Origin of the sequence: Streptomyces sp. FIT100 (assembly GCF_024584805.1) — a bacterium.
In the GTDB taxonomy this organism is placed as follows: Bacteria; Actinomycetota; Actinomycetes; order Streptomycetales; family Streptomycetaceae; genus Streptomyces.
In genome coordinates this window covers 5,354,194-5,372,427 of sequence record NZ_CP075715.1, presented here as the reverse complement: position 1 = coordinate 5,372,427, position 18,234 = coordinate 5,354,194, and the positions used below count along the sequence as shown (strand labels likewise).

Here is an 18,234-nt window from a genome sequence, read left to right as displayed (position 1 = left end):
GCCCGCGGGCTCAGTCCGATGCCCGGTAGGCGGCCGCCTCCTCCAGGTCCAGCCGGCGCAGCAGCGTGCGCATCATCTCGTCGTCGATCCGCCGTTCGTCGCGCAGCCGCACGAAGACCTCCCGCTCGGCCGCGATCATCTCGCGCGCGAGCCGCCGGTAGATGGCGTCGGCGGACTCACCGGTGAGCGGGTTGACCGCCCCCAGCCGCTCCCAGGGGGCGTTCCTGCGGCGCTCAAGTGCGGTGCGCAGCCGGTCGACGAGCGGCCCCGGCAGGGCGTTGCGCTCCTCGGCGAGCAGTGTCTCCAGCCGCTCCTCTGCCGCGCTGGACGCCTGGTTCTGGGCCTGCGCCTCCGCCAGTGTGAGCGCCTGCGGGTCGGGCTGCGGCAGCTTCAGCACGCGGATCAGCGCGGGCAGAGTGAGTCCCTGCACGACCAGGGTCCCGATCACCGTGGTGAACGTCAGGAACAGCACCAGGTTGAGGGCCGGGAAGGGTTCTCCGTTCGCCAGGGTGGGCGGGATGGAGAAGGCGATCGCCAGGGAGACCACGCCCCGCATCCCGGCCCAGCTGATGATCATGGGCGTCCTCCAGGTGACGTTCGGCTCGCGCTCCCTGATCCGGCGCGACATCAGCCGCGGCAGGAAGGCCGCGGGGAAGACCCAGACGTACCGCACGAGGACCACGGCGGCGAAGACCCCTGCGGCGTACAGGGCGGCCTCCCCCACCCCGTACATGCCGAGCTTCCGGACGATGTACGGCAGCTGGAGCCCGATCAGGGCGAAGACCGCGGACTCCAGGATGAAGGCGACCATCTTCCAGACGGCCGCCTCCTGCAGCCGGGTCGCGAAGTCCACCTGCCAGGCGCGGTGGCCGAGGAAGAGCGCGACGACCACCACGGCGAGCACTCCGGAGGCGTGGACGCGCTCGGCGGCCGCGTAGGCGACGAAGGGGATGAGCAGCGACAGGGTGTTCTGGAGCAGCGCGTCCCTCAGGTGCGTGCGCAGCCAGTGGATGGGCACCATCAGGACCAGCCCGACGGCGACGCCGCCGACCGCGGCCAGCAGGAATTCGCCGATGCCGCCCAGCCAGCTGACGCCCTCGCCGACGACCGCGGCCAGCGCCACCCGGTAGGCGGTGATCGCGGTCGCGTCGTTCACCAGGGACTCGCCCTGGAGGATCGTGGTGATGCGGTGCGGCAGGCCGAGCCGGCGGGCGATGGCGGTGGCCGCGACGGCGTCGGGCGGGGCCACGACGGCGCCGAGCACCAGCGCTGCGGTCAGCGGCAGGTCGGGGACGAGCAGATAGGCGAGCCAGCCGACGGCGAAGGTCGCGAAGAGCACGTATCCGACGGACAGCAGGGCCACGGGCCGGATGTTGGCCCGCAGGTCCAGGTACGAGCTGTCCAGAGCGGCGAGGTGCAGCAGCGGGGGCAGGATGAGCGGCAGCACGATGTGGGGATCGAGGGTGTAGGCCGGCACACCCGGTACGTACGAGGCGATCAGCCCGGCGGCGACGAGCAGCAGCGGGGCGGGCACCGCGGTCCTGCGGGCCACCCCGGCGATCACCGCGCTCGCCGCGATCAGCGCGATCAGTTGCAGTGCGTCCATGTCTCCCCGACCCTCGCGTCCGGCACAGGCGTCGTAACCTGGCCATCATGAGCGAGTGCCCGCATGTTCTCGACCTGCCGCACCCGGAGCCCGCACAGCTGAGTGAGACGTGCCGCGATTGTCTGGCGGACGGCACGCATCCGGTGCAGTTGCGGATCTGTCTGACCTGCGGGCACGTGGGATGCTGCGATTCCTCCGCGCACCGGCACGCCTCCCGGCACGCCGAGGGGACGGGGCATCCGGTGATGCGGACCCTGGAGCCCGGAGAGAGCTGGCGGTGGTGTTTCGTGGACGGTTCGATCGTCTGACGTCTGGGTACGTCAACCCTCCGCCGATTGTTCTCAATTGGAGTCCGCAGACCTCTAGCCACTGTGCGTGCCCATGTGCTTACCATGAGTGACAGAGCTGGGTAGGGGCCCCGGCGACACGGCACCATGGATCGCGATAGCGTCGCCAGTCCAGGTACTGGCTGCGCACCGACGCGCAGCAATCGGCTCCGGGAGCGCTCCCGGGGCCTCGATCGACCTTGTGCCACCTTGGAGGTGAGGGTGTCCCAGATCGCAGGCGAGCCCGGGAATCAGGACTTCGTGGAAGTCCGGCTGCCCGCTGCGGGTGCCTACCTGTCCGTGCTGCGTACGGCCACCGCCGGACTCGCGGCGCGCTTGGACTTCACCCTCGACGAGATCGAGGACCTGCGCATCGCGGTCGACGAGGCCTGCGCGATCCTGCTGCAGCAGGCCGTCCCGGGATCCGTCCTCAGCTGCGTCTTCCGGCTCGTCGACGACTCCCTGGAGGTCACGGTCTCGGCCCCCACGACCGACGGGCGCGCGCCGGAGCGCGACACCTTCGCCTGGACGGTGCTGTCGGCACTGGCCGGCAAGGTGGACTCCTCCGTCGCGGACGACCGTACGGTCTCCATCAGCCTGTACAAACAGCGCGGCGCGGGACCCGGGCCGGCGTGAGGGACGAGGACGGTCCGGTGCGGGACGAGGAGCGCGGGCGTGCGGCTCCGGCGGAGCCGGTGTACGCACCGGCGGGCATCCCGGAGCAGCAGGCCAGACCGCATCCGGCGGTGGATGAACGTGATGGTCTTTCGGCCTCGGCGGAGCAGGCGCAGGCAGAGCGGGCGGCCCATATGAGCGAGCAGCACGAGCACCACGATGCGAGTGACCGGAGCGAGGCGCGGTCGATGTTCATCGAGCTGCGCAAACTTCCGGAGGGGGCGCCGGAGCGCGCGGAGCTGCGCAATCAGCTGGTGCGGATGCATCTGCCGCTGGTCGAGCACCTGGCGCGGCGGTTCCGGAACCGGGGCGAGCCCCTGGACGATCTGACCCAGGTCGCGACGATCGGGCTGATCAAGTCGGTGGACCGGTTCGACCCGGAGCGCGGTGTCGAGTTCTCGACGTACGCGACCCCGACGGTCGTCGGCGAGATCAAGCGCCACTTCCGGGACAAGGGCTGGGCGGTGCGGGTGCCGCGGCGCCTCCAGGAGCTGCGGCTCTCGCTCACGACGGCGACGGCGGAGCTGTCCCAGCAGCACGGCCGCTCGCCGACGGTGCACGAGCTGGCCGAGCGCCTCGGGATCTCCGAGGAGGAGGTCCTGGAGGGCCTGGAGTCGGCGAACGCGTATTCGACTCTCTCGCTGGACGTCCCCGACACGGACGACGAGTCCCCCGCGGTCGCCGACACGCTGGGCGCGGAGGACGAGGCGCTGGAGGGCGTCGAGTACCGGGAGTCGCTGAAGCCGCTGCTGGAGGATCTGCCGCCGCGAGAGAAGCGGATCCTCCTCCTTCGCTTCTTCGGCAACATGACCCAGTCGCAGATCGCGCAGGAGGTCGGCATCTCCCAGATGCACGTCTCGCGCCTCCTGGCCCGCACCCTGGCCCAGCTCCGCGAGAAGCTCCTCGTGGAGGAGTAGGGCGCCTTTCAGGGCCCGCCCGGCACGGCCCGGGTGGGCCCTCGGCGTGTCTATGCGCGGGGGCGGATGCCCAGGGCCGTCGTCGTGGCCGGGTTGAGCAGGAGGACCAGGCCCGTCACCGCCACCACCGCGAGGGCGATGCCCGCGGGGATCAGGAGCGAGCCGGAGGACCGCAGGAGGGTCCAGGCGACCGGCAGGGCCATCAGCTGCGTGATGATCGCCGGGCCGCGGCTCCAGGAGCGGCGGAGCAGCAGGCCGCGCGCGGCGAGCAGCGGGATGATTCCGAGCACGATGAGCGTGATGCCGCCCGTCTCGGCCTGGGAGGTGCTCTCGGGATCGCCCGTGAGACCGCCCACCAGCATGTAGAGGCCGCCGGCGAGGAGGGCGAGGGCCTCCAGCCCGCACACGGCCGCCGCGGCGGTCAGACGGGTCGGACGGGGCTCGGGGGTCTGCTCAGCACTGCTCACCCCAGCAGGGTAGCCGCCGGGCCCCGAGAGCTCGGGCCCCGAGGGCCCGGGCTGGCGGGCCCGGGGCTGGGCCCGGTACCCCGCGGTAGGTACCCTGGCGGCCATGCGCGCACTTCTCGTGGTCAATCCGGCAGCAACCACCACCAGTGCCCGCACCCGTGACGTGCTCATCCACGCCCTCGCCAGCGAGATGAAGCTGGAGGCCGTCACCACGGAGTACCGCGGTCACGCCCGCGACCTCGCCCGGCGCGCGGCCGAGTCGGACGACATGGACCTGGTGGTCGCCCTGGGCGGCGACGGCACGGTCAACGAGGTCGTCAACGGCCTGCTGCACTCCGGCCCCGACCCGGAGGCGCTCCCCCGTCTCGCGGTCGTCCCCGGCGGCTCCACCAATGTCTTCGCCCGCGCCCTCGGGCTGCCGAACGACGCGGTCGAGGCGACCGGCGCGATCCTGGACGCGCTGAGCCACCGCCGCGAGCGGACCGTCGGTCTCGGTCTGGCGTCCGGCACGCCGGGCACGGAGGACGAGGCGACGCCGCCGCGCTGGTTCACCTTCTGCGCCGGGTTCGGCTTCGACGCCGGCGTCGTCGGCCGGGTCGAACAGCAGCGTGAGCGCGGCAGGACGTCGACCCACGCGCTGTACATACGCCAGGCCGCCCGCCAGTTCTTCGGCGACCCGCATCGCCGGCGCGGAGCGATCACCCTGGAGCGGCCGGGCGAGGACCCGGTGAAGAACCTGGTGCTGTCGATAGTCTGCAACGCCTCCCCCTGGACCTACCTGGGCAATCGCCCGGTGTACGCCTCCCCCAGAGCCTCGTTCGACACCGCTCTGGACCTCTTCGCGCTGAGCCGGCTTTCGGCCCCCGCGCTCGCCCGTTATGCGACTCAGATGCTGACGTCGACGCCCGAGCGGGGCCCCCGCGGCAGACACGCAGTGTCACTGCATGACCTCACCGACTTCACCTTGCATTCGAAGGCTCCACTGCCGTTCCAGATGGACGGTGACCACCTCGGACTGCGCACGAGCGTGACGTTCACAGGCGTACGCCGTGCACTGCGTGTGATTGTGTGAGTGGAAGGGCCGAAAGTCCTTGTAGTCGAACGTTTAGGCGCGGATCCACCCCATGGAAGTACGGCTGTGATCTAGTCGACACCAAGGAATCAAAAAAAACTTCCCGGAAGGGGTTGTATCCGCAGCCGAGGTTTGCGAATCTCTACATGGCGATCGGGACGGCCCGCAGAACCGGCCTCCACTGAAAGCCAGAACCCCTCCTCGAAACCTGGACCGCACCAGTTCATCTGGGCGTTGGCCCTTCCCTTGTCGAGGGATTCGTGAAAGCGTTCACATTCACAAGCAACCTGCACGTAATACCAAGAGAGGTAGCAGCCATGGACTGGCGTCACAACGCCGTTTGCCGCGAGGAAGACCCCGAGCTGTTCTTCCCCATCGGCAACACCGGTCCTGCGCTGCTGCAGATCGAGGAAGCCAAGGCCGTCTGCCGCCGCTGCCCCGTCATGGAGCAGTGTCTGCAGTGGGCGCTCGAGTCCGGCCAGGACTCCGGCGTCTGGGGTGGCCTCAGCGAGGACGAGCGCCGCGCGATGAAGCGCCGCGCCGCTCGCAACCGGGCGCGCAACGCCAGCGCCTGACGCCACCTGCTTACGAGCCCGAGCCCGGCGGCGCGTACGGCGAGTACGCACTCACCGCCCCCGAGCCGCAGCGCGCAGCAGTAACTCACAGCGTTCGAGCCCCGGACCGTTTCGAAACGGTCCGGGGCTCGCTGCTGTGCACTGCACGGCTACTTCTGGCTCCGTACGGGGATGTCGAGCACGACGCGCGTACCGCGCCCCGGGGCGGGCTTCATGTCGAAGGTGCCGCTCAACTCGCCCACGACCAGCGTTCTGACGATCTGCAGGCCCAGATTGCCGGCCTGCTGCGGGTCGAAGCCCTTCGGCAGCCCGCGGCCGTCGTCCTGGACGGTGAGCAGCAGCCGCTCGTCGCCGCGCGGGCCGCCGCGCATCGCGGCGACCTCGACCGTGCCGTGTTCCCCCGGGGCGAAGGCGTGCTCCAGCGCGTTCTGGAGCACCTCCGTCAGCACCATGGAGAGCGGGGTGGCGACCTCGGCGTCGAGGATTCCGCAGCGGCCGGTGCGCCGGCACTCGACCTTGCCCGGGGAGATCTCCGCGACCATCGCCAGGACGCGGTCGGCGATCTCGTCGAACTCGACGCGCTCGTCGAGGTTCTGGGAGAGCGTCTCGTGGACGATCGCGATCGAGCCGACGCGGCGGACGGCCTCGTTGAGCGCTTCGCGGCCGCGTACGGAGTCCATCCGGCGGGCCTGGAGGCGCAACAGGGCGGCCACCGTCTGGAGGTTGTTCTTCACCCGGTGGTGGATCTCCCGGATGGTGGCGTCCTTGGTGATCAACTCACGTTCCCGGCGGCGGAGTTCGGTGACGTCGCGCAGGAGGATGAGCGAACCGATACGCGGACCCTTGGGCTTGAGCGGGATGGCGCGCAGCTGGATGACACCGCCGTTGCCCTCGACCTCTGCCTCGCGTGGCGCGTATCCGCTGGCGAGTTTCACCAGGGCCTCGTCGACCGGGCCGCGGGACGGGGCGAGTTCGGCGGTGATCTGGCCGAGGTGCTGGCCGACGAGGTCGGCAGCGAGTCCGAGCCGGTGGTACGCGGAGAGGGCGTTGGGGGACGCGTACTGCACCACGCCGTCGGCGTCGAGGCGGATCAGCCCGTCCCCGGCCCGCGGGGATGCGTCCATGTCGACTTGTTGCCCCGGGAAGGGGAAGGCTCCGGCGGCGATCATCTGGGCGAGGTCGGACGCGGACTGGAGGTAGGTGAGCTCCAGCCGGGACGGGGTGCGCACGGTGAGCAGGTTGGTGTTGCGGGCGATGACGCCGAGGACGCGGCCCTCGCGGCGCACGGGGATGGACTCGACCCGTACCGGCACCTCCTCGCGCCACTCGGGGTCGCCCTCGCGCACGATCCGGCCCTCGTCGAGGGCGGCGTCGAGCAGCGGGCGGCGGCCGCGGGGAACCAAATGGCCGACCATGTCGTCCTGATAGGAGGTGGGGCCCGTGTTCGGCCGCATCTGCGCCACCGAGACATAGCGGGTGCCGTCGAGGGTGGGGACCCAGAGGACGAGGTCGGCGAAGGAGAGGTCGGAGAGCAGCTGCCACTCCGAGACCAGCAGATGCAGCCACTCGAGGTCGGACTCGCTGAGGGCGGTGTGCTGGCGTACGAGGTCGTTCATGGAGGGCACGTTGTGAGCGTACCTTCGTGATGCACCTGACGTGACGGGCCTCCGTGGGGCAGGATGAGGCCGGAAATCCGTGCACACGTATGGATGGACAGACCAGAATGGTCTAGTCCACAATGATGATATCGAGCCTCCGCCCTCCCCGCACAGGAGGGTGGACCGAGGTACCCGGCGCTCTCTGCCCTGACTGCGCCGCTGCCTCCCACGGCCGCGCGGGACCGCACACCTGCCGGCCGAGCAACTCCGGGCTGCGGTGCCGGACGGGCTGAGGGTCCCGTCCCGGCGCCGCGGCCCGCGGGTTTTCCGGGCCCCCTGGTCTCCTCGGCCTCTTCGGAGTTCGCCGTTCAATGCGCCGCGGTGCGTCGCGGTGCGTCTCAATGCCTCGCAGTGCGTCTCAGTGCGTCTCGGTGACCTTCGCGAGGGCGCGGGGCGCGTCCGGGTCCTGGCCGCGGGCGATCGTGATCTCGTACGCCAGCAGCTGGAGCGGCAGGATCTCCAGGATCGGCTGGACCTCCTCCGCGACCCCTTCCGTCGGCAGCGCGAACCCGGCCGACGCCGCCTCCACCTGGCGCTGCGGACCGACCACGAAGAGGTCGGCGCCCCGGCCGCGCAGGCGATCGAGGACGGGCTGGAGGGCCTCGCCGCCGCGGCCGTCCGTGACGACCGCGATCACCGGCGAGATGTTGTCGACCATGGCCAGCGGCCCGTGCAGCAGATCGGCCCCGGAGTAGGAGAGCGCGGGGATGTAGCTCGTCTCCATGAGCTTCAACGCCGCTTCCTTGGCCGTCGGATAGCCGTAGCCGCGGGAGGTGATGACCATGCGCTCGGCGAAGCGGTAGCGCGAGGCGAGGCCCCGCACCTCGTCGCGGCGGGACAGGACCTGCTCGGCGAGCTCCGGCAGGACCTGCGCGGCCGCGCCGTCGCCGCCCCGCAGCCCCTCGACGAAGAGGTAGAGCGCGAGCAGGGACGCCGTGTACGTCTTGGTCGCGGGCAGCGCCTTCTCGGGCCCGGCGAGGATGTCGACATGGCACTCGGAGACCGCCGCGAGCGGCGAGTCGGGGTTGTTCGTCACCGCGACGGTGATCGCCCCCGCGTCCCGGGCGGCCTTCGTGGAGGCCACCAGGTCGGGTGAGCCGCCGGACTGGCTGACGGTGATCACGAGCACGTCGGTGAGGTCCGGCTTCGCGCCGTAGGCCGTCGTCGTCGACATGGAAGCGAGCCCGCACGGCAGCCCGAGCCTGATCTCCAGCAGGTACTTGGCGTACAGGGCGGCGTTGTCGGACGTGCCGCGCGCCGTGAGGAGGACGAAGCGGGGCCTGCGGCCGGCGATCGCGGCGGCGGTCTCACGGATCCTCGGCGCGCCCCTGTCGAGGATCCGGCGCAGCACCGCGGGCTGCTCCGCCATCTCGGCGGACATGATCCGTCCCGGCTGCTCGCTGTGCCCGCCGTTGTCGGCGGCCGTCGTGGCGGACATGCCTGGTGCCTCCCATACGTCCCATACGGTCCGGGCGCCGTTCTCCGGCTCAGTCGACCACGGACGGCCGCACCCCCGCCAGCCGGGATTCACCTCCGCGCCACCCCCGTTCTGCTAGATTGGTCTATACCACCGACACATCGACCGATCGGCAGGCCCAGCGTGGAAGTTGTCATCGTCCCCGACGCCAAGGCTGGCGGAGAGCTCATCGCCCAGGGCATCGCGGAACTCCTCCGCCGCAAGCCCGACGCGCTGCTCGGGGTGGCCACCGGATCGACTCCGCTGCCCGTCTACGAGGCGCTCGCCGGGAAGGTGCGCGCGGGCGAGGTCGACGCCTCGCGCGCCCGGATCGCGCAGTTGGACGAGTACGTAGGCCTGCCGGCCGGGCACCCCGAGTCGTACCGCTCGGTCGTGCTGCGCGAGGTCGTCGAGCCGCTCGGGCTGAGCCCGGACGCCTTCATGGGCCCCGACGGGTCGGCGCAGGACGTGCAGGGCGCGTGCGAGGCGTACGACGCGGCGCTTGCCGGGGCGGGCGGCGTGGACCTCCAGCTGCTCGGGATCGGCACGGACGGGCACATCGGCTTCAACGAGCCGTGCTCGTCGCTCGTCTCGCGCACGCGGATCAAGACGCTGACGCAGCAGACCCGGGTGGACAACGCGCGCTTCTTCGACGGGGACATCGCCCAGGTGCCGCATCACGTGATCACGCAGGGGATCGGGACGATCCTGGAGGCGCGCCACCTGGTGCTGCTGGCGACGGGCGAGGGCAAGGCCGAGGCGGTGGCCGCCACTGTGGAGGGGCCGGTGGCGGCGTTCGTACCGGCATCGGCGCTTCAGTTGCACCCGCACGCGACGGTGGTCGTGGACGAGGCCGCGGCGTCGAAGCTGAAGCTCGCGGACTACTTCCGGCACACGTACGCGAACAAGCCGGCCTGGCAGGGCCTGTAGGCACCGCCAGGCCGGGGCCGGCTCACGGCTCGGGCTGATCTTCCGGATCAGCCCGGGGAGATCCGGAAGACACGGCCTAGGGCGTGTTGCGAAAGTAGCGTCGTCCGCCCGTAGGGCGGGCGCGGCGGCGTCTGGTGCGTGCGATCGCAAGGCGGAGGAAGGAGAGCGCAGCGGGCTGCGCCGACGACCGACAACGCCGCGAGCGTGCGTGCCAGACGCCGCCGCGCAGACGGGACTTTCGCAACACGCCCTAGAGCCACCAGGGGCTCGAATAGGCGACACCGAGGTCGTTGCAGGGGTGGCCTGCCGGACCGGGCTGCCCGTTCGGCTGCGAGGGGTCGGAGACCCGCAGCACGACCCATGTGCCGTCCTCGACGTCGAGCGGGACGGTGAACTCGGTCAGGCTGCCGGACGTGGTCTCGATGACGTCGGCCACGACCGGCGCGTCCGTGCCGGGGCGCAGCACCTGGATGTTGAGGGGCTTGCCCACCCAGTCGGCGCCGCGGTCGAGGTCCACGGCGAAGCGGACGTCGCCGGAGACGAGCGACAGGACGCCGCCCATCTGGACGCCGTTCGCGGTGGCGTCGAGGCGCAGGCCCGAGTACCGGGTGGCGAAGAAGCGGCGGGCACGCAGGGCTTCGAGGACCCCGGCACGGGTGTTCTCGGTGACCCAGAGCCCGGCGCGGCCCACTCCCTCGGCCGTGCCCCACGCGGTGCCGTGGTGGTCGCTCACGCCGGTGATGCCGGTGCGCCAGCCGGCGTTGAGGCAGGCGTTGAGGTGCGAGGACTGGCGGTCCGCCCAGCCGTCGAAGAGGTAGTCGTCGCCGCGGTTGAACATCTCGACGCTGACCATCTTCTCGCGCGCGGCCGGCACGTACGCGAAGTTGTCGAACCGGCCGGTCTCGCGCCCGGGGTGGTTGAAGCCCGCGACGCCGTCCCGGCTGCCGAGCCAGCTGTAGAGCGAGCTCATCGAGCCGGCCCCGCCCAGGTCGACGAACTGGTCCGTGAACCACACGTTGGCGTGGCCGATGAGCGGGTGGGACCACTCGAAGCCGCGGATCGCGGTGTACGCGCCCGGGTCGTCCGCGGCGTCCGCGAGCTGGCGGGTGCGGTCCCACTCGCTCTGGGTCAGTCCGTTGATGGCGAAGAGCGTGGTGTGGTCGGTGAGCGCGGCGACGTCGAGCCCGGCGTCGCGCATCGAGGCGAAGGCCAGCGCGGGATCGCCGTCGCCGTCCGACATCAGCGTGTGGTTGTGGAGGTCGGCATGGACCAGTTGGGTCCCCTGGGTGACCAGGGAGTCGCGGCCGGCCCCGGCCCGGGGCGCCGGGGCGGTGCCCGACGCGGTACGGGTCTCCGCCGCGAAGGCGGAACCGGGTACGGCGGCGGCTATCAGCAGGCCGCCCGCACCGGCGAGCAAGGAGCGGCGGCTCGGACCGTGGGAGTGCGCGTGCGCTTCGTCAGCGTGGTGTCCACTCATGCGGACCAGTGCAGCGGATTGGCAGGAGCATGCCCGGAATGCGGGGTGCCCAAGGGGTGAACGTCGCACACCCTGCCGGGGGTTGGCGTCCCGGCGCGGGCGGGCGGGCGGCTGTGGGCGGGGACGGAGCGCACCCGACGACGCTCCCCGGGGCGGGGCCGTGCAGGGCCGTCCCTACGGGGGTCGGCGGCACGGAGGTCAGCGGCACGGAGGTCAGCGGCCGGTGCCGGTGACGCAGCGGCAAGAGCAAGGCCACCGACCCCGAGGAGCCGAGCCGCGGAGGGGCGGCCTCGCCCCACCGCTCACCGGGGGCAGCCGCAACCCGCCGGCCCCGCGGGCTCAGTCGTCCTCCGCCACCGCCGATTCGGCCTGCGTCGCGGCCGACTCCGCCGAGTCCACCAGCTTCTGCATCTCGGCGACCTCGTCGGGAGACGTGGACGCCGAGCCCCCGGCGGGGCTGCAGGCCGTGAGGGCGGCGGCGAGGCAGAGCACGGCGGCCGCGAGGCTGAGGCGGGGCCTCACTTGGTGGTCCCGTTGGTGGTCCCGTTGGTGGTCCCGTCGGCGTTCGCCTCGCACCATGTCTTCACCGACGCCAGGTCCGTCTGACGCTGCTCCAGCGTGGGAACGAGCGAGCGGCGGAAGGTGAGCTTGTTGGTGAGGTAGGTCTCGATCTCGGTGTGACCGGCCTTCTTCGCGTTCTCGACGCGCTTCTCCAGTCGGCTGATGGACCCCGGCCGCGTCGCGTCGCCGCCCAGCCGGTCCAGGACCCGCTCCAGTCGCTGTTCGATCTTCGGGACCCGCTTGCACAGCGCCTTCGCGCCGTCGCCGGTCGGGGTGGTGCCGGGCGACGGCACGGTGTCGGCCGCTGCCGCGCCGGCCGTGGTGAGCAGCGCCGCGACGGTGGTCAGAGCCAGGGTGGCGGTCTTCACGGTCCTCATGACGGTGTACCTCCTGAGCAGGGCGCGCGGCCCAGGTGCCCGCGCCTGGCCAGAAGTTAGGAGCCGACTTTGTGGAAACCCTGTGGGCGGCGGGCCGTCCCGATCAGCCAGTCCCGCTCGGCCGGCAGCGACGGCACGGTCTCACCCCGCACCGGCAGCCGGACCTCGAACCGGGTGCCACCGCCGGACGGCGCGGACGGCGCGGACGGTCCGGACGGTCCGGACGGCCCGGACGCCCCGGACGCCCCGGACGCCCCGGACGCCCCGTCCAGGATCCGTACGGCGCCCCCGTGCAGCGCTGTCTGCTGCGCGACGAGCGTGAGACCGAGCCCGGAGCCCGGGCTCTCCGGTCCGCGCCGGAAGCGCTCGAAGACGGTGGCGCGCCGCTCCGGTGGGATGCCGGGCCCCCGGTCGTCCACGGTCAGCACCGCGACGGGCGCCGAGGCGTGGCCGCCCTGCCGCAGTCCCACCTCGATCCGGGCCCGCCCGTCCGGGCTCCGCCCGTGGACGACGGCGTTGGCCAGGAGGTTGTCGACGAGCGTACGCAGCCCGGGCTCCCAGCCGTGGACGGTCAGCCGGGCCATCGCGGGCAGGCCGATCTCTGCGTCGGGGTGTCTGCGCCGGGCGTCGGCGACCGAGGCGTCGACCACCTCGGCGAGGTCCACCGGACCGAAGGCGTCCGCCTCCACCAGGTCGCCCCGGCCGAGCTCGCGCAGCATGACCAGCAGCCCGAGCATGCGCGTGTGCTCGCTGCGCAGGTCCTCCAGGACCTCGGTGCGGTCCCGCGGGTCCAGGTCGGGGTGGTCGGTGAGGATCTCCAGGTTGGTCTGCATGCTCATCAGTGGTGTACGCAGCTCGTGCGCGGCGGCGGACGCGAAGGAGCGGGCGGTGTCCAGGGCGCCCGTGGTCCTGGCGGCCTGCTCGTCGTAGCGCGCGAGCACGGTCCGTAGGGTCGCGGCGAGGTCGTCGACCTCGGTGACGCCGGTCGGCTCGTGGTCCAGCCGCGCGGCGCTGGCCCTCGGGTCGAGTCCGCTGGTGCGCTGCTGGAGCCTGCGCAGCGGGCGGGAGGCACGGGAGGCGACGGCGAGGCCGAGCAGTCCGGAGACCGGGGCGGCGAAGAGGGCCACGGACACCACGCGCCTGCGGACGAGCCGCAGTTGGTCCTGGCTGACGGTGTCAGGCGAGAACAGCCACAGGGTGCCGTCGGTGCCCGGCCGCGCTCCCCGCACCCGAACCGCCAGAACGCGCCAGTCGGTGTTCCCCTCCTCGACCGTCACGGGCCTCGGCGTGCGCTTCGGGAGGGGTACGGAGGCGCTGGGCTGGGGCCCGCCCGAGACGGTGCCCTCGGGCCCGGTCAGCCGGATGCCGACGTCCAGGGCGGTGGCGTACAGCTGCCGCTCGCGCGCCTGCTCGACGGCGGCGGGCCGGTCGGCGGCGGTGACCCGCAGCAGCCGGCGGGCGTCAGCCGAGACCTGGGCCGCCCGCTGCCTCAGGTGGGCGTCCTGCTGGGCGTGCAGATCGCGCGCGAACAGCTGGAGCAGCAGCCAGCCGGCCGCCAGGACCAGCACGGGAACGGTGATGCCGACGGCGAGCGCGATGCGCGTGGACAGTTTCATCCGCGGTGCTCCTGCCCCGGGCCGTCCCCTTGGCCATCGCAGCGCAGGACGAAGCCGACTCCCCGCACTGTGTGGATGCACCGGGGGCGGCCGCCGCTCTCCAGCTTGCGCCGCAGATAGCTGACGAAGGTGTCGACGGCGTCCGTGCGCACCTCGAAGTCGTACCCCCAGACGCGGTCGAGCAGCCGGTCCCGGGTCAGGACGATCCCCGCGTTGCGCGCGAGGACCTCCAGCAGCTCGAACTCGCGCCGGGTCAGCGTCAGCGGCTCCCCCGCGTACCGCGCCTCGCGGGCCGCCGGATCCAGCACGAGCGGTCCGACGCGTACGGCGTCCGTGTCCTTGGGCGGCCGCCGCCGCAGCAGTGCCTCCAGCCGCAGCACCAGTTCCTGCAGCGCGAACGGCTTGACCAGGTAGTCGTCGCCGCCCGCCTGGAGTCCGGCGATCCGGTCGGCCGTCTCGTCCAGCGCCGACAGCATCAGTACGGGTACGTCGTTGCCTTCGTCGCGCAGGGTCCGGCAGACCTCGATGCCGGAGACGTCGGGCATCGAGATGTCCAGCACGACGACGTCGGCGGGCGGCTCCCGGCGCACCCGGTCGAGGGCGGGCCCTCCGCCGTCGGCGAGGACGACGGCGAAGCCGGCGAGCCGCAGCCCGCGCTCCAGCGAGCGCCGGATCGCCGGATCGTCGTCGACGACCAGCACACGTCCCCGTCCGGCACCGCCGTCCGCGCCCATCCGCCCGCTCCTGTCCCTGCCGCCCCGCTGCCCCGCCGCTCCGGTGGCGGACCGGCCCGAGTGTAGGCAGCACGGTCGGATCGGAACAGCAGCGACGGCAGGGAACGCCGGGGAACGGCAGGCAAGGGGCGAGCCGGGAGCCGGGACCTACGAACGCGCGCAGACCGCCTCGGCCGCGGCCTGGCCGCAGACCCGTGCCGCGCCGAAGGTGGCGACGTGCAGCGCGCCGCGCGGCGGGGCCTGGTCGATGCCCATCTCGACCACGATCGTGTCGGGGCGGGCCGCGATGAGCGCGTCCAGGGACTGGGCCATCCAGGTGTGCCGGTGGACGTCGCGGACGACGGCGACGATCCGGCGGTCGCCCGCGGCCAGCAGCACGTCGTCGACGGCGGCGTCCGCGTACGAGCCCGTCTGGGTGCCCGGGAGCAGCCGGGCCAGTTCCGCCGCGACGCCCCAGGGGGTCTCGTCCCCGACGGCGATGTTGGCGACGGCGGTGAAAGCGGCGACGTACGGCGCCGAGGTCAGCGGCCCGAAGTCGCGCTCCCCCGGTGTGACGCGGACCGCGCGGCGGGCGGCGGTGAGTCCGATGTCGCTGCCGGTGCCGCTGCCGGTGCCGGTGCCGGTGCCGGGCGCGGTCCCCTCCTGTGAAGCCGCGCCCGGCTCCGATGCCGCCCCCCTGGCCTCCCTGGTCCAGTCCGCGAGCGCGCGCACGCGCGCGGCCGCGTCGGCCAGTCGTTCCTCGGGCAGCTCGCCCTCGCGCACCGCGGTGACCAGCGCGTCGCGCAGCCGCAGCACGGTGTCCTCGTCGGCCAGGCCGCCGCCGACACAGATCGCGTCGGCACCGGCCGCGATCGCGAGGACACTGCCGCGCTCGATTCCGTACGTCGCGGAGATGGCCTGCATCTCCATGCCGTCCGTGACGACGAGTCCGTCGAAGCCCAGTTCCCGGCGCAGCAGACCGGTGAGGATCTGCGGGCTCAGGGTCGCCGGGCGGTCCGGGTCGAGCGCGGGTAGCAGGATATGCGCGCTCATGACCGACTTGGAACCCGCTGCGACGGCCGCGCGGAAAGGCACCAGCTCACGGGCGTGCAACGTGGCCAAGTCCACATCGATGCGGGGCAGGGAGTGGTGCGAGTCGACCGCGGTGTCCCCGTGTCCAGGGAAATGCTTGGCGCATGCAGCGACCCCGGCGGACTGGAGTCCCTCGACGTACGCGGCGGTGTGGCGGGCGACCAGCTGCGGGTCTGCGCCGAAGGAACGCACCCCGATGACCGGATTATTGGGGTTTGAGTTGACATCCGCCGAAGGGGCCCAGTTCAGATCGACCCCGCAGGCGGCGAGCCGCCGGCCGAGCTCCGCCGCCACGGCCCGCGTCAGCGCGACGTCGTCGACCGAGCCGAGCGCGTAGTTGCCGGGGAAGGAGGAGCCGGTGCGCACCTCGAGGCGGGTGACGTCCCCGCCCTCCTCGTCGATGGCGACGAGGACGTCGTCCCGCTCGGCCCGCAACTGCGCGGTGAGCGCGGCGAGCTGCTCGGGCGAGGCGATGTTGCGGCCGAACAGGCCGACGGAGGAGAGCCCTTCACCGATCCGGCGCAGCAGCCACTCGGGCGCGGTGGTGCCGACGAAGCCGGGCTGGAGGACGGCGAGTGCGTCACGCGTGAGCGTGTCGTTGCGATGGGCGAGCGTCGTCATGGGGCGTTATCCCTTCACCGCGCCGGCGGTCATGCCACCCACGGCCCGGCGCTGGAGGAAGACGAAGACGATGAGCACGGGCAGGGCGAAGAGCGTGGAGGCGGCCATGGTGGCGCCCCAGTCGTCGCCGAAGGCCGTCTGGAACTGCGTCAGCCACAGCGGCAGGGTCTGCGCTTCCTTGTCCTTGTTGAGGATCAGGATCATGGCGAACTCGTTCCAGGCGGTGATGAAGCCGAAGAGCGAGGTCGACATCAGCCCGGGCGCGAGGAGCGGGAAGATCACCTTGATGAACGCCTGGCCCCGGTTGCAGCCGTCGATGAGCGCGGCCTCCTCCAGCTCCACCGGGACGGCGGCGATGAAGCCCCGCAGCGTCCAGATGGTGAAGGGCAGCACCATGACGAAGTAGATCGCCGTGAGCAGCGGGATGCTGTTCAGCGTGTCCATGTCGCGGGCGATCATGTACATCACGATGACCATGACCTCCCACGGGGCCATCTGCGCCATCATCACCGCGAGGACCAGGCCCTTGCGGCCGCGGAACCTCATCCGCGCCATCGCGAAGCTCGCGGCCAGGGCGATCACCAGGGCGAGCAGCACGGCGCCGACGGTCACCGTGAGGCTGTTGGTGACGTACGTCCAGAACAGGTCGACGCCGGTGGCGTTCGTGTAGTTCTCGGCCGTCGGGACGAAGAAGAAGACCGGGTCCTTGCTGAGGATCTCGCTCTGCGGCTTCAGCGAGGAGGCGGCCATCCAGTAGACGGGGAAGAGGAACAGTCCGGCGATGACGAGCGCGCCCGCGTTCTTGGCGATCACGCCGGGCCGCAGCGGCTTCCTGCGGCGCAGGGGGGCGGCCGGGCTCGGGGAGGTGGCGGTCACTGCTGCTCCTCCTGCTTCAGGATCAGACGGAAGTAGAAGGACATGGCTGCGATCAGCATGACGATGGTGAGCACCGAGATCGCGGCGGCGAGGCCGTAGTGGCCCTGGCCCGGTCCGGTGATGTACGCGAACACGGGAAGCGTCTCGGACTCACGGTCGGGCCCGCCGGCGTTCATGGCGTACACCTGGGTGAAGGCCTTGAAGACCCAGATGATCTCCAGGAACGTGGTGATCATGAAGAAGGGCTTCAGGTTCGGGTAGACCACCGACCAGAAGGTCCGCCAGCCTCCCGCGCCGTCCATCCGCGCCGCCTCGTACAGCTCGGTCCCGATGGTGGTGAGACCGGCGTACATGTTGAGGGCGACGAACGGGATCGAGCCCCAGGCCACCAGGACCGTCACGATGGTGAGGGTGGACAGTCCGGTCTCGAACCAGTTGTGCTGCTCGTAGCCGCTGAAGCCGAGCGTGCGCATCAGCCAGTTCATGACGCCGAACTGCTCGTCGAAGAGCCAGCGGAAGACGGTGACGGACGCGACGATCGGCATGGCCCAGGCGAGGACCAGCGACATCGAGAGCACCAGCCGCATCTTCTTGCCGAGCCGGTTGAGGAGCAGTCCGATGAGGGTGCCGAGCCCCATGATGACGACGACGTTGGCGGCGGTGAACCCGACGCTGCGCACGACGACCGTCCAGAAGTCCGGATCGCCCAGCAGCTCGCTGTAGTTGTCGAACCCGATCCACTCGGGTTTGCGGGTGATCAGTTCCTTCCGGTTGACCTGCTGGAAGGAGAGGATCACGTTCCGGACCAGCGGATAGACCAGCAGGACCACCATGCTGAGCACCGCGGGCCCCACCAGCAGGTACGGCAGCAGTCCGGCGGGCAGCACGCGTCTGCCGCGAGGGGGCTGGAGAACGTCCTTCGTTCCGGAAGGCGGTGGCGGGGTGTTCGCCGTCCCTGCCGCCCCCCGGGGCGCGTCCGGAGGAGCGGTGCTCACTGCTCCCTGGGAGTCCACGGTCATGGTCCTCTTCCTCGCGGTTCTTGGTCCTGTCCGGTCGATCAAGCCGGATCGGCGAGCGTGCCGGGGCACGCGAGCCCGGCAGGATCGGCCGGACGGGGCCGAGGTTCTGTCCAGGGGCTCCCGTGCCCATCGGCCGCGGCCCGCGACGAGGCGGGCCGCTGGTCGTTGCGAAGGCCCGGCGGTGCGGTCGGTGCGCTGGG

General features: G+C 71.7%; 18 protein-coding genes. 6 read left to right on the top strand and 12 right to left on the bottom strand.

Going from position 1 to position 18,234, the window contains the following annotated elements; translation table 11 throughout:
* Positions 1-10 precede the first annotated feature (10 nt).
* Positions 11-1,606: a Na+/H+ antiporter gene (locus KK483_RS24290; protein WP_262007351.1), complete on the bottom strand. Its 1,596-nt coding sequence runs from the start codon at positions 1,604-1,606 to the stop codon at positions 11-13.
* A gap of 47 nt (positions 1,607-1,653) precedes the next feature.
* On the opposite strand from KK483_RS24290, the gene KK483_RS24285 reads away from it, so the two are divergent.
* The 3 genes from KK483_RS24285 to KK483_RS24275 all read left to right on the top strand — a co-directional run bounded on the left by KK483_RS24285 (position 1,654) and on the right by KK483_RS24275 (position 3,524).
* A complete protein-coding gene (locus KK483_RS24285; protein ID WP_262007350.1) occupies positions 1,654-1,914 on the top strand; it encodes a UBP-type zinc finger domain-containing protein in 261 nt (86 codons plus the stop codon).
* A 240-nt stretch (positions 1,915-2,154) separates the two neighbouring features.
* The gene (locus tag KK483_RS24280) at positions 2,155-2,568 is read left to right on the top strand and encodes an anti-sigma regulatory factor (RefSeq protein ID WP_067163834.1); all 414 of its coding nucleotides are present in this window, start codon (positions 2,155-2,157) and stop codon (positions 2,566-2,568) included.
* The gene (locus tag KK483_RS24275; RefSeq protein ID WP_399014744.1) at positions 2,565-3,524 is read left to right on the top strand and encodes an RNA polymerase sigma factor SigF; all 960 of its coding nucleotides are present in this window, start codon (positions 2,565-2,567) and stop codon (positions 3,522-3,524) included. Before KK483_RS24280 ends, KK483_RS24275 begins: the two co-directional genes overlap by 4 nt.
* A 50-nt stretch (positions 3,525-3,574) precedes the next feature.
* On the opposite strand, the gene KK483_RS24270 is transcribed toward KK483_RS24275, so the two are convergent.
* A complete protein-coding gene (locus KK483_RS24270; protein ID WP_262007349.1) occupies positions 3,575-3,991 on the bottom strand; it encodes a hypothetical protein in 417 nt (138 codons plus the stop codon).
* 103 nt (positions 3,992-4,094) lie between these two features.
* On the opposite strand from KK483_RS24270, the gene KK483_RS24265 reads away from it, so the two are divergent.
* Both KK483_RS24265 and KK483_RS24260 read left to right on the top strand, forming a co-directional pair.
* The gene (locus tag KK483_RS24265; RefSeq protein ID WP_262007348.1) at positions 4,095-5,063 is read left to right on the top strand and encodes a diacylglycerol kinase family protein; all 969 of its coding nucleotides are present in this window, start codon (positions 4,095-4,097) and stop codon (positions 5,061-5,063) included.
* A 317-nt stretch (positions 5,064-5,380) separates the two neighbouring features.
* The gene (locus KK483_RS24260; RefSeq protein ID WP_003953983.1) at positions 5,381-5,638 is read left to right on the top strand and encodes a WhiB family transcriptional regulator; all 258 of its coding nucleotides are present in this window, start codon (positions 5,381-5,383) and stop codon (positions 5,636-5,638) included.
* A 149-nt stretch (positions 5,639-5,787) separates the two neighbouring features.
* On the opposite strand, the gene KK483_RS24255 is transcribed toward KK483_RS24260, so the two are convergent.
* Together KK483_RS24255 and KK483_RS24250 are read right to left on the bottom strand one after the other, a co-directional pair.
* A complete protein-coding gene (locus KK483_RS24255) occupies positions 5,788-7,254 on the bottom strand; it encodes a sensor histidine kinase (RefSeq protein WP_262009671.1) in 1,467 nt (488 codons plus the stop codon).
* Between the two features lie 400 nt (positions 7,255-7,654).
* On the bottom strand, positions 7,655-8,734 hold the full coding sequence (locus KK483_RS24250; RefSeq protein ID WP_262007347.1) for an SIS domain-containing protein: 1,080 nt from the start codon (positions 8,732-8,734) through the stop codon (positions 7,655-7,657).
* Positions 8,735-8,896: 162 nt separating this feature from the next.
* Between KK483_RS24250 and nagB the strand changes: the two genes are divergently transcribed.
* Complete coding sequence (gene nagB / locus KK483_RS24245; protein WP_262007346.1) at positions 8,897-9,682, top strand: glucosamine-6-phosphate deaminase; 786 nt, start codon at positions 8,897-8,899, stop codon at positions 9,680-9,682.
* A 250-nt stretch (positions 9,683-9,932) separates the two neighbouring features.
* Here the strand turns inward: nagB and KK483_RS24240 are convergent, their stop codons facing one another.
* From KK483_RS24240 to KK483_RS24205, 8 genes are all read right to left on the bottom strand, one after another.
* Positions 9,933-11,159: a CehA/McbA family metallohydrolase gene (locus KK483_RS24240; protein WP_262007345.1), complete on the bottom strand. Its 1,227-nt coding sequence runs from the start codon at positions 11,157-11,159 to the stop codon at positions 9,933-9,935.
* 339 nt (positions 11,160-11,498) lie between these two features.
* Positions 11,499-11,681 (bottom strand): hypothetical protein, encoded by a 183-nt coding sequence (locus tag KK483_RS24235; RefSeq protein WP_262007344.1) that lies wholly within the window; start codon positions 11,679-11,681, stop codon positions 11,499-11,501.
* A complete protein-coding gene (locus KK483_RS24230) occupies positions 11,678-12,097 on the bottom strand; it encodes a hypothetical protein (RefSeq protein ID WP_262007343.1) in 420 nt (139 codons plus the stop codon). The genes KK483_RS24235 and KK483_RS24230 overlap by 4 nt, the downstream gene beginning before the upstream one ends.
* Before the next feature lie 56 nt (positions 12,098-12,153).
* Positions 12,154-13,713 (bottom strand): HAMP domain-containing sensor histidine kinase, encoded by a 1,560-nt coding sequence (locus tag KK483_RS24225; protein ID WP_262007342.1) that lies wholly within the window; start codon positions 13,711-13,713, stop codon positions 12,154-12,156.
* Positions 13,710-14,447 (bottom strand): response regulator transcription factor, encoded by a 738-nt coding sequence (locus KK483_RS24220; RefSeq protein ID WP_262007341.1) that lies wholly within the window; start codon positions 14,445-14,447, stop codon positions 13,710-13,712. The genes KK483_RS24225 and KK483_RS24220 overlap by 4 nt, the downstream gene beginning before the upstream one ends.
* 147 nt (positions 14,448-14,594) lie before the next feature.
* Positions 14,595-16,139 (bottom strand): glycoside hydrolase family 3 protein, encoded by a 1,545-nt coding sequence (locus tag KK483_RS24215; protein ID WP_262007340.1) that lies wholly within the window; start codon positions 16,137-16,139, stop codon positions 14,595-14,597.
* A gap of 6 nt (positions 16,140-16,145) precedes the next feature.
* Entirely contained in the window at positions 16,146-17,015 is an 870-nt protein-coding gene (locus KK483_RS24210; RefSeq protein ID WP_399014737.1) for a carbohydrate ABC transporter permease, read from the bottom strand.
* Positions 17,012-18,034, bottom strand: coding sequence for a carbohydrate ABC transporter permease (locus tag KK483_RS24205; RefSeq protein WP_262007339.1), 1,023 nt, complete (start codon positions 18,032-18,034; stop codon positions 17,012-17,014). Before KK483_RS24205 ends, KK483_RS24210 begins: the two co-directional genes overlap by 4 nt.
* Between the last annotated feature and the right edge of the window lie 200 nt (positions 18,035-18,234).